The sequence below is a fragment of the Cellulomonas persica genome, assembly GCF_007989825.1.
GTDB classification, from domain to species: Bacteria; Actinomycetota; Actinomycetes; order Actinomycetales; family Cellulomonadaceae; genus Cellulomonas; species Cellulomonas persica.
The window spans coordinates 124,172-134,509 of the sequence record NZ_BJUA01000001.1; the positions used below are offsets into that span (position 1 = coordinate 124,172).

General features: G+C 75.3%; 10 protein-coding genes. 6 read left to right on the forward strand and 4 right to left on the reverse strand.

What is annotated here, in order from left to right; all coding sequences use genetic code 11:
• Positions 1 to 33: 33 nt before the first annotated feature.
• Both CPE01_RS00565 and CPE01_RS00570 read right to left on the reverse strand, forming a co-directional pair.
• On the reverse strand, positions 34 to 495 hold the full coding sequence (locus CPE01_RS00565) for a PTS sugar transporter subunit IIA (protein WP_146804700.1): 462 nt from the start codon (positions 493 to 495) through the stop codon (positions 34 to 36).
• Positions 496 to 547: 52 nt separating this feature from the next.
• On the reverse strand, positions 548 to 952 hold the full coding sequence (locus CPE01_RS00570) for a PTS sugar transporter subunit IIB (protein WP_307723661.1): 405 nt from the start codon (positions 950 to 952) through the stop codon (positions 548 to 550).
• A 56-nt stretch (positions 953 to 1,008) separates the two neighbouring features.
• On the opposite strand from CPE01_RS00570, the gene ptsP reads away from it, so the two are divergent.
• The 6 genes from ptsP (at position 1,009) to CPE01_RS00600 (ending at position 9,385) form a co-directional block, all read left to right on the forward strand.
• A complete protein-coding gene (gene ptsP / locus CPE01_RS00575) occupies positions 1,009 to 2,661 on the forward strand; it encodes a phosphoenolpyruvate--protein phosphotransferase (RefSeq protein WP_281285086.1) in 1,653 nt (550 codons plus the stop codon).
• A gap of 48 nt (positions 2,662 to 2,709) precedes the next feature.
• On the forward strand, positions 2,710 to 3,093 hold the full coding sequence (locus CPE01_RS00580; RefSeq protein WP_146804702.1) for a globin: 384 nt from the start codon (positions 2,710 to 2,712) through the stop codon (positions 3,091 to 3,093).
• Positions 3,094 to 3,115: 22 nt separating this feature from the next.
• Positions 3,116 to 4,054 carry an acyl-CoA thioesterase gene (locus CPE01_RS00585; protein ID WP_146804703.1) on the forward strand — a complete coding sequence of 313 codons (939 nt, stop codon included), beginning with the start codon at positions 3,116 to 3,118 and terminating at the stop codon, positions 4,052 to 4,054.
• Positions 4,055 to 4,203: 149 nt separating this feature from the next.
• Entirely contained in the window at positions 4,204 to 6,492 is a 2,289-nt protein-coding gene (locus CPE01_RS00590) for an MMPL family transporter (RefSeq protein ID WP_246783639.1), read from the forward strand.
• A gap of 10 nt (positions 6,493 to 6,502) precedes the next feature.
• Positions 6,503 to 7,498 carry a DNA topoisomerase IB gene (locus CPE01_RS00595; RefSeq protein ID WP_146804705.1) on the forward strand — a complete coding sequence of 332 codons (996 nt, stop codon included), beginning with the start codon at positions 6,503 to 6,505 and terminating at the stop codon, positions 7,496 to 7,498.
• A gap of 99 nt (positions 7,499 to 7,597) precedes the next feature.
• Complete coding sequence (locus CPE01_RS00600) at positions 7,598 to 9,385, forward strand: SDR family oxidoreductase (RefSeq protein ID WP_146804706.1); 1,788 nt, start codon at positions 7,598 to 7,600, stop codon at positions 9,383 to 9,385.
• Here the strand turns inward: CPE01_RS00600 and CPE01_RS00605 are convergent.
• A complete protein-coding gene (locus tag CPE01_RS00605) occupies positions 9,330 to 9,791 on the reverse strand; it encodes a hypothetical protein (protein ID WP_146804707.1) in 462 nt (153 codons plus the stop codon). The genes CPE01_RS00600 and CPE01_RS00605 overlap by 56 nt on opposite strands.
• Positions 9,788 to 10,285 carry an acyl-CoA thioesterase gene (locus CPE01_RS00610; protein WP_146804708.1) on the reverse strand — a complete coding sequence of 166 codons (498 nt, stop codon included), beginning with the start codon at positions 10,283 to 10,285 and terminating at the stop codon, positions 9,788 to 9,790. The genes CPE01_RS00605 and CPE01_RS00610 overlap by 4 nt, the downstream gene beginning before the upstream one ends.
• Between the last annotated feature and the right edge of the window lie 53 nt (positions 10,286 to 10,338).

Sequence of the window (10,338 nt, forward strand, 5' to 3'; positions counted from 1 at the left end):
TGGCGCTCGCGGCCGACCATGGCCGTCGCCCGGTCACTGCCAGGTGAGCAGCGGGTCGCCCGCGCGCACGCGGTCGCCCGCGGACGCCTCGAGGCGGATCGCGGCGGGGTCGGCCTGCAGGGCGACCACCGGGCACATCGTCGACATGCCCGAGGCGGCGACGTCGACGGGCGAGAACGTGAGCATGCGCTGGCCCGCCGTCACGGCCTGACCGCGCTCGACGAGCAGCTGGAACCCGAGCCCGGCGAGGCTCACGGTGTCGATGCCCAGGTGCACGAGCACCGAGCGGTCACCGGCGACCTCGAGCGCGAACGCGTGCGGGTGCAGCGCACCGACGACGCCGTCGCACGGCGCGAGCACGTCGAGCCGTGCGACGTGGTCGGGCAGGATCGCGATGCCCGGGCCGACGATCTGCTCGGCGAACACCGGGTCGGGCACCTGCCCGATCGCGTGCACGACACCGGGCACGGGCGCGAGGATGCGCAGCTCGCTCATCGGCCGTGGTGGGCGGGGTCTCGTGGCGGGCCTGGGGCGGCTGCGGGGCGCGTCAGCGCAGCGAGTCGAGCTCGGCGGCGAGGTTGTCGGCCTCCGGGCCGACGATCACCTGCACGATGCGACCCGACCGCACGACCCCGAACGCACCCGACGCCTTGAGCGCCTGCTCGTCGACGAGCTGGGCGTCGCTGACCTCGACCCGCAGGCGCGTGATGCACGGCTCGAGGTCGACGACGTTCGCGTCGCCACCCAGTGCCGCGAGGATCTGCTCTGCCTTGCTCAAGTGCGACTCCCGCTCTGCTCTGCTCCCGGCTGCGCTCCCGACTCTCCGCCGGGGCTGCCGTGCGCGACCTGGCCGTCGCTGCGTGACCAGCCTAACGCGCAGCCGCCGCGACACCCCCGCGTGTCCGGGTAGCGGCAGCCGACGGCGGCGGTCCAGACTGCGAGGAACCGACACGGAGGTCGCCGCACGTGAGTTCCACCCCGCCCCCCACGGTGGTGCACGGACTGGGGGTGAGTCCCGGTCGAGTCGTCGCGCCCGCGGTGCTGATGCCCTCGCCCGTCACCGAGCCGCCCTCCGGCCGACGCCTGGCGCCGAACGCCGACCACGCCGCAGCGGCCGAGCGCATCTCGCAGGCGTCCGAGCGCGTGCGCGCCGCGCTCGACGAGGCCGCGGACTCCGCGACGGGCGACGCCGCCGACGTCCTGCACGCGACCGCCGCGATCGCCGCCGACCCGACGCTGGTCGCCGACGCGGTGCACCGCGTCATGGACGACCACCTGGTGCCCGAGCGCGCGGTCTGGGAGGCGGCCGAGGAGGTCGCCGCGCAGTTCGCGGCCCTCGGCGGGCTGTTCGCCGAGCGCACGCGCGACATCCACGACGTGCGCGACCGCCTCGTCGCCGACCTCACGGGCCGGCCCGCGCCCGGCGTCCCGCAGCGCGACGAGCCGTTCGTGCTCGTCGCGGTCGACCTCGCACCCGCGGTCGTCGCGACGCTCGACACCGACCGCGTGCTCGCGATCGCCACGTCCGCGGGCGGCCCGACCGCGCACACCGCGATCCTCGCCCGCGCACGCGGCATCCCCGCGGTCGTCGCGGCGCGCGGCCTCGACCAGCAGGTCACCGACGGAGACCTGCTGGTCGTCGACGGCGGTGCGGGCACCGTCACGCTGCACCCCGACGACGAGCAGGTCGCACGCGCCAAGGCGCTCGCGGCGGTCGAGCGCACGTTCGACGGCGACGGGCGGACCGCCGACGGCCGCCGCGTCGAGCTGCTCGCCAACGTGGGCGCGCCCGCCGACGCCGAGGCGGCCGCGGCCGCCCGCGCGCAGGGCGTGGGGCTGTTCCGGACCGAGTTCGAGTTCCTCGACCGCGACGAGGCGCCCGGCATCGACGAGCAGGTGAGCGCCTACCGGCAGGTGTTCGCGGCGTTCGCGGGCCGCAAGGTCGTCATCCGCACGCTCGACGCGGGCGCCGACAAGCCCATGCCGTTCCTCACGTCGGACGACGAGGCGAACCCCGCGCTCGGCGTGCGCGGCCTGCGGACCGCCACCGCGCACCCCGACGTGCTCGAGGACCAGCTCACGGCGATCGCACGCGCCGCCGAGGCGGAGACCGCCGACGTGTGGGTCATGGCGCCTATGGTCTCGACCGTCGCCGAGGCGGGGGACTTCGTCGCGCGCTGCGCGCGGCACGGCCTGTCGACCGCGGGTGTCATGGTCGAGGTGCCGAGCGCCGCGCTCGTCGCCGACCGGATCCTGGCGCACGCGGCCTTCGCGAGCATCGGCACCAACGACCTCACGCAGTACGCGATGGCCGCCGACCGTCTGCTCGGCGCGGTCGCGCACCTGTCGGACGCGTGGCACCCCGCGGTGCTGCGCCTCGTCGCCGAGACGTGCCGCGGGGGCGCCGCGCAGGGCCGACCCGTCGGCGTGTGCGGCGAGGCCGCCGCGGTGCCCGCGCTCGCCGTCGTGCTCGTCGGCCTCGGCGTCTCGTCGCTGTCGATGACACCGCGCGCGCTCGCCGACGTGGCGGCCGTGCTGCAGGCGACGACGTCGCAGGAGTGCGCGCGCCTGGCCGGGCTCGCCCTGGCGGCCGAGTCCGCCGAGGACGCCCGCGAGACCGTGCGCGCCGCGCTGCCCGTGCTCGCCGAGCTCGGCCTGTGAGCCGACCGGGTCGTCGGGCACACGCGGAGCACGTGTGAGGATGGTCCGGTGAGAACGGACTCCTTCTACGAGGCCGTGGGTGGCCACGAGACGTTCGCCGCGCTCGTCGCGAGGTTCTACGAGGGTGTGGCGACCGACCCGCTGCTCAAGCCGATGTACCCCGAGGAGGACCTGGGGCCCGCGCAGCAGCGCCTGACCGCGTTCCTCGAGCAGTACTGGGGCGGGCCCACGACGTACTCGCAGGAGCGCGGCCACCCGCGGCTGCGGATGCGGCACGCGCCCTACAAGGTCAACCCCGCCGCACGCGACCGGTGGCTCGCACACATGCGCGCCGCCGTCGACTCGCTCGACCTCGCGCCGCTGCACCGCGCCGAGCTGTGGGACTACCTCGAGCGGGCCGCGCACTCGCTGATCAACACGTTCGATGAGTGACCCGCGTGAGAGTCTGCGGGGCATGACCACGCACGACCTCGCCGCACCCGAGCCTGCCGAGCCTGCACCGGCCGAGTCCGTCCCTGCCGGCCCCGAGCCGGCCGTCGCCGGCCCCACCGGTGTGGTGCTCGCGGCCCTGCGCCTGCAGCCGGACCCGGGCGACCCGGACCAGTTCACCGGGACGAGCCTGCCGCAGCCGCACGGGCGCGTGTTCGGCGGCCAGGTGCTCGCGCAGGCGCTGCTCGCGGCGGGCGCCACGGTCGACGACGGCCGTCTCCCCCACTCGCTGCACGGGTACTTCCTGCGGGCGGGCGTGATCGACGAGCCGATCACGTTCGCGGTCGAGCGCCTGCGCGACGGCCGGTCGTTCACCGCCCGCCGCACGCACGCGCTGCAGCAGGGCGTGCCGATCCTGTCGATGATCGCCTCGTTCCAGGTCGAGCAGGAGGGCGTCGAGTACGCCGAGGAGATGCCCCGGGGCGTCCCCGACCCGGAGGACGTGCGCTCGGTGTTCGACGTGCTCGGGCCCATCGACCACCCGGTCGCGCGGTTCTGGTCGCACGAGTCCGCGTTCGACGTGCGGCACGTGGAGGGCGCGCTCTACCTCGGCCCAGCGCCCGAGCGCACGGGCCGGCAGATGGCCTGGATCCGCGCGCGCTCGCCGCTGCCCGACGACCAGCTCCTGCACCGCGCGCTGCTCGCGTTCGCGTGCGACCAGGTGATGCTCGAGCCCGTGCTGCGCCGCGCCGGCCGCTCGTGGGTCACGCCCGGCATGGCCATCGCGAGCCTCGACCACGCGATGTGGTGGCACCGCGATGTACGAGTGGACGACTGGCTCCTGTACGTCCAGTCGACGCCGAGCGCCCAGGGCGGGCGCGGGCTGGGCGCCGCACGGGTGTTCACGCGCGACGGCACCCTCGTCGCGTCGATCGCCCAGGAGGGCATGGTCCGGCTGCCCTGACGGCTACCTGACGGGTGCCCCGACAACCGCCATGACGAGGTGCCCCCGGAGCACCCGCCCGGACAGCGCCGGTGCAGGTGAGGGTGACGTTCCGGACGTCCCGTGCGTTCGGCGAGCGCGGCGCGCGCGCATGCCGCATGCTGCCGTCCATGCCCTCGCTGCGACCATCCGTGACCCGCGCCCTGCTGATCCTCGTGGCGCTCGTCGCCTGGCTCGCGATCGGGTCATTGGGCGGGGTCGCGCAGGGCAAGCTCTCGCAGGTCCAGACCAACGACGCCGCGGCGTTCCTGCCGTCGTCGGCCGAGTCGACGCTCGCGGCCGAGGCGAGCCGCGAGTTCGTCGAGACCCCGGCGCTGCCCGCGCTCGTCGTGCTGACCCCGCAGGACGGCGGTCAGGTGACCGACGAGCAGGTGGCGGCCGTGACCGAGGTCGCGCAGGCGTTCCCGCAGGAGCCTGTCCCCGGGACCGACGCGACGTGGTCGTCGTACCTCACGGCCGACCCCGTCGTCACGCCGTCTCAGGACGGCGAGGCGCTCCTGGTCATCTACTCGCTCGACGCGGACAGCGCCGAGGAGCTCGTCGGTGACGAGGAGTCGGTGACGAACGCCTTCGTGACCGACCTGCGCGCGACCCTGCTGGAGGACCTCGGTGCGAGCGCCGACTCCGCGGGCGAGCTCGGCCTGAACGCCTGGGTCACGGGTCCGGCGGGCTTCGTGGCCGACCTGGTCACCGCGTTCGGCGGGATCGACGGCGTGCTGCTGCTCGTCGCGCTCGCCGCGGTGCTGCTCATCCTCGTCGTCGTGTACCGCTCCCCGCTGCTGCCGCTCGTCGTGATCCTCACCGCGGTGTTCGGGCTGTGCCTCGCGGGGTACGTCGTCTACGAGCTCGCCGACGCGGGCACGATCGTGCTGAACGGCCAGGCGCAGGGCATCCTGTCGATCCTCGTCGTCGGGGCGAGCGTGGACTACGCGTTGCTGCTCGTCGCTCGCTACCGCGAGGAGCTGCGCCACGCGGAGCACCCGGCCGACGCGATGCGTCGCGCGTGGCGGGCGTGCCTCGAGCCGATCGCGGCGTCCGCCGGGACGGTCGTCGCCGGCGTGCTCTGCCTGCTGCTGTCCGACCTCGGCTCGAACCGGTCGCTCGGCCCGGTCGCGGCGATCGGCATCGCGTCCGCGCTGCTCGCGGCTCTCACGCTGCTGCCCGCGATCCTGCTCGTCGCCGGCAAGCGCTCGCGCGTCTTCTTCTGGCCGCGCATCCCGCGGGCGACGCCCGAGGCGCAGGCCGAGCCCGACGCCACGGTCGAGGGCGTCGGCGGGCTGTGGGGCCGTCTGGCCCGCTGGGTCGCGCGCCGCGCGCGTGTCGTGTGGGTGGTGACCGCGGCCGTGCTGGTCGGCTTCGCCGCGTTCCTGCCGACGTTCGACGCGTCCGGCACGAGCGAGTCCGACGTGTTCCGCACCGAGGTCGACGCCGTCACCGGTGAGGAGGTGCTCGCCGAGCACTTCCCCGCGGGCGCGGTCCAGCCCATCACCGTGATCGTCCCGCAGGACGACGCGCAGGAGGTCGCCCAGGCCGTCGCGGACGTCGACGGCGTCGACGCGGTGACGCCCTACACGGGCATGCCGGCGGGCGCTCCCGGCAGCGGGGACGCCGAGCCGGTCGTCGTCGACGGCACGGTCCGGCTCGACGTCACGACGACCGCGCCGTCGGACACCGTCGAGGCGACCGAGGCGGTGCGCGACGTGCGGACGGTGGTGCACGAGCTGTCGCCCGACGCGCTCGTCGGCGGCGCCGCGGCCGAGAAGGTCGACACGATCGACGCCGCGCAGCGCGACCTGCGGGTGATCGTGCCGGTCGTCCTGACCGTCATCATGCTCATCCTCATGCTGCTGCTGCGCTCGGTCGTGGCCGCGCTCGTCCTGCTCGTCGCGAACGTGCTCTCGTTCGCCGCGACCCTCGGCGTCGGAGCCATCCTGTTCGAGCACGTCTTCGACTTCCCGGGCGCCGACCCGACCGTCCCGCTCTTCGCGTTCGTGTTCCTGGTGGCGCTCGGCGTCGACTACTCGATCTTCCTCATGACGCGCGTGCGCGAGGAGTCGGTGCGGCACGGCACGCGCGTGGGCGTCGTGCGCGGGCTGGCCGTGACGGGTGGCGTCATCACGTCGGCCGGGGTCGTGCTCGCGACGACGTTCGCCGCGCTCGCCGTGATCCCGCTGCTCTTCCTCGTGCAGCTCGCGTTCCTGGTCGCGTTCGGCGTCCTGCTCGACACGTTCGTCGTGCGCTCGCTGCTCGTCCCCGCGCTCGTGCACGACCTCGACGACCGCACGTGGTGGCCCGCGCGGATCGGCGCGCGTCGCCGCGGCGCCCACCCGGCGGGCGGTTCACCGGCGGTCGCCGCTGCCGCGGGCGCCCCGACGCGCACCGACCCCACGGCCGGGTGAGGCGGCCCGCATGGTGCGACTGCGCCGCGTCCGGATCGACGCGCCCGGCTGGACGCGTCGGCGCGCCGGGTCGGGGTTTGTCTACCTCGACACGGACCGCGTGCGGATCACCGACGAGGAGCACCTGACGCGCATCGTCGCGCTCGCGATCCCGCCCGCGTGGCAGGACGTGTGGATCTGCCCGCTGCCCCACGGCCACATCCAGGCCGCGGGGCTGGACGACGCGCGTCGGCGGCAGTACCTGTACCACGCGCAGTGGCGTGCCCGGCGGGACCGCCTCAAGCACGACCACGTCCTCGAGGTCGCGGCACGTCTGCCGGCCGCGCGCCGACGCGTGCGCCGCGACCTGCAGCTCGACGGCTTCCCCCGCGACAAGGCGCTGGCGCTCGCGTTCCGGCTGCTCGACCTCGCGTACCTGCGCGTCGGCGGCGAGGGGTACGCCGCGCGGCACGGGTCGTACGGGCTCGCGACCCTGCGCAAGGACCACGTGCGCGTGCTCCCCCCGGCGTCCGAGGACGACCCGGGCCGCGTGCACCTGCACTTCCCCGCCAAGTCCGGGCAGATCCGCGACACCGTCGTCGAGGACGACGACGTGGCGAGCCTGGTGCGCACGCTCGTGCGGCGCCGCGACGAGAGCGACGAGCTGCTCGCGTGGCACGACGACGCCGGCTGGCACGACGTGACGAGCGCCGACGTCGCCTCGTACGTCAAGGACCGGCTCGGCCAGGACGCGACGCCCAAGGACTTCCGCACGTGGCACGCCACGGTCCTGGCCGCGCGCGGCCTCGCGGCCGCGGGTGCACCCCCGTCGTCGGACCGGGCGCGGCGCCGCGTGGTGACGCAGGTGGTCAAGGACGTCGCCGAGGAGCTCGGCAACACCCCGGCCGTGTGCCGGGCGTCGTACATCGACCCGCGCGTCGTCGACCTGTGGGAACGGGGCACGACGATCCGCCCGACCCGCTCGCAGGCCGTCGCCGAGCGCGAGACCCTCGCCCTGCTGACCTGACGCGCCCGGGTGCGCCACGGACGCCGGGTCCGGTGGTCACGGTGCGGGTGCCCAGGGTCTCCGGGTGCGGCGCACGCGGCGCACCCGCACACTGCGACGATGACCACACCGCTGCCCGACCTCACGCCGCAGCCCGTCGCGGACACGCTCGTCGGCCTGGTCCCGGGGACCGACGACGCGGGGCGTCCGCGGCCCGACGCCCCCCTGGCCGTCGTGACCGGTGTGACGGGCTACGTGGGCGGGCGGCTCGTGCCCGAGCTGCTCGCCGCGGGCTACCGCGTGCGAGCGCTCGCACGCAGCCCCGAGCGGCTGCGTGGCCGGCCGTGGTACGCCGACGTCGAGGTGGTCCGCGCCGACGCGTCCGTCCCCGAGGAGATCGAGCCGGCGCTGCGCGGCGCCGACGTCGCGTACTACCTCGTGCACGCGCTCGGCACGGGCCGGGAGTTCGCGCAGCGCGACCGCGCCACGGCGAGCACGTTCGCGCACGCAGCCCGGGCGGCGGGCGTCGGGCGGCTCGTGTACCTGGGTGGGCTCACGCCGGACGACGAGGAGTTGTCGGCACACCTCGCGTCGCGGACCGAGGTCGGCGAGATCCTCCTCGCGAGCGGTGTCCCGACGACCGTGCTGCGCGCCGCGGTGATCCTCGGCTCGGGGTCGGCGTCGTTCGAGATGATGCGGTACCTGACCGAGCGGCTGCCCGCGATGACCGTGCCACGCTGGGTCGACAACCGGATCCAGCCGATCGCGATCCGCGACGTGCTGCGCTACCTCGTCGGCGCCGCGGCGATGCCCCCGGACGTCAGCCGCGCGTTCGACATCGGCGGGCCCGACGTGCTCACCTACCGCGACATGATGCAGCGCTACGCGCGCGTCGCCGGGCTGCGTCAGCGGGTCATCGTCGGCGTCGGGGTGCTCACGCCCCGCCTGTCGAGCCTGTGGGTCTCGCTCGTCACGCCCGTGCCCGGCGGGCTCGCCCGGCCGCTCGTCGACTCGCTCGTGCACGAGGTCGTGTGCCAGGAGCACGACATCGCCGCGTACGTGCCCGACCCGCCCGGCGGGCTGATCGGGTTCGAGCGCGCGGTGCGGCTCGCGCTGTCGCGCGTGCAGGAGGCGGCGGTCGCGACCCGCTGGTCGTCGGCGTCCGTGCCCGGCGCGCCGTCGGACCCGCTGCCCAGCGACCCCGACTGGGCGGGCGGCTCGCTGTACGTCGACGAGCGGCGCGTGCAGGTCGACGCGTCACCGGCCGCCCTGTGGCGGGTCATCGAGGCCGTCGGCGGCGAGCGCGGCTGGTACTCCTGGCCGCTTGCGTGGCGCGTGCGCGGGCTGCTCGACCGGCTCGCGGGCGGGCCGGGGCTGCGGCGCGGTCGACGCGACCCCGGGCACCTGCTGGTCGACGACGCCGTCGACTGGTGGCGGGTCGAGGCGCTCGAGCCCGGCCGGCTCCTGCGGCTGCGGGCCGAGATGCGCGTGCCGGGTCTCGCGTGGCTCGAGCTGCGGGTCGAGCCCGTCTCCGACGACGAGCGTGCGTCCGACGACGAGCGCGTGCCCGACGACGAGCGCGTGTCCGACGACGAGCGCGTGTCCGACGACAGGGCCGGCTCCGGCGTCGCATCCGAGGCCTGGACGCGAGCGCCCGTGACGTTCTCGCAGCGCGCGCTGTTCCACCCGACCGGCCTCGGCGGTCAGCTCTACTGGTGGGCGGTCGCGCCGTTCCACGGCATCGTGTTCGGCGGCATGCAACGCAACATCGCGGCGGCCGCGGAGCGCGCGCACCGCGCCATGCGGCGCAGCGACGAGCGCACCGACGAACCTCGCGTCGCGAGCGAACCCGTCAGCGGCGGCGACGCCACCACCGACGATCGCGCTGGTGGGGCTCGAGCGTCGTGACGATCCGCTCGACGGCCGCGCGCCCCTCGTCGTCGCCCGCGGCCGCCGCCGCGAGCACCACGTCGTGCCCGCTGCTGAGCGCCGCGGCCACCCGCCAGCTCGCGCCGTCCGCCCACCGCGCACCGGCACGCAGCGCGGTCGGCCGCTCGTCGCCGTGCAGCGGGAGCAGCGGCACGTCGTCGGGCGCGCCGCACGAGCGTGCGTACGCGCGGACGGTCTCGCGCGCGTCCGGCGCGGCCGCCTCGCCGTGGTGCACCGAGACGTCGACCGACGCGTCGAGGCCAGCGCTGCGCAGCCGGTACCGGTGACCCTCGAGACCGGTCGCCGTCCAGTCCTGCGGCACCCGGAGCCGGAACACGCCCTCGCGGACGAGCACCTGGCCGGTGACGGGGACCTCGTCGCTCATCGCGCCCCTCGACGCCGGATCGCGACGGGCTCCTCGACGTACGGCGCCCACGCCGCGCGCTCGTCGGGCCCGATGCGCGTGGGCGAGCCGGTCGCCGAGTCGACGAGCACGAGCGTCGTGACGGCGCGCGCGTACACGACCGACGCGGGGTCGGCCGCGGGCAGGTCGCGCACCTGGTAGCAGACGTCGAGGCTCGCCCCGCCCAGGTGGCCGATCCAGAGCTCGACGACCACGGGTGAGCGCCGGTAGCCGAGCGGCTTGACGTACTGGATCTCCTGGTGCGCGATGAACGTCGAGACGTGCGCGCCGGGGCCGGCGTCGATCACCGCCGTCGGCCGCGTCTCGGGCCGCTCGCCGTCCGGGCCCACGGGGTGCTGCCAGAACACCTCGATGCGCGCCTCCTCCAGGAGCCGGAGCATCTCGACGTTGTTGACGTGCGCGTACGCGTCCATGTCCGACCAGCGCAGCTGCACCGGGATCTCGAGCCTGGCCATCCACGTCCTTCCTCACCGCGGCGGGCACTCACCTCGCCACCCGGCATCCTCCC

What these genes read in the sequence shown, in the direction of transcription:
- CPE01_RS00605 (WP_146804707.1), bottom strand. Translation starts at nt 9,791, where the DNA reads ATGAGCGACGAGGTCCCCGTCACCGGCCAGGTGCTCGTCCGCGAGGGC.
- CPE01_RS00585 (WP_146804703.1), top strand. Translation starts at nt 3,116, where the DNA reads ATGACCACGCACGACCTCGCCGCACCCGAGCCTGCCGAGCCTGCACCG.
- CPE01_RS00610 (WP_146804708.1), bottom strand. Translation starts at nt 10,285, where the DNA reads ATGGCCAGGCTCGAGATCCCGGTGCAGCTGCGCTGGTCGGACATGGAC.
- CPE01_RS00600 (WP_146804706.1), top strand. Translation starts at nt 7,598, where the DNA reads ATGACCACACCGCTGCCCGACCTCACGCCGCAGCCCGTCGCGGACACG.
- CPE01_RS00565 (WP_146804700.1), bottom strand. Translation starts at nt 495, where the DNA reads ATGAGCGAGCTGCGCATCCTCGCGCCCGTGCCCGGTGTCGTGCACGCG.
- CPE01_RS00595 (WP_146804705.1), top strand. Translation starts at nt 6,503, where the DNA reads ATGGTGCGACTGCGCCGCGTCCGGATCGACGCGCCCGGCTGGACGCGT.
- CPE01_RS00590 (WP_246783639.1), top strand. Translation starts at nt 4,204, where the DNA reads ATGCCCTCGCTGCGACCATCCGTGACCCGCGCCCTGCTGATCCTCGTG.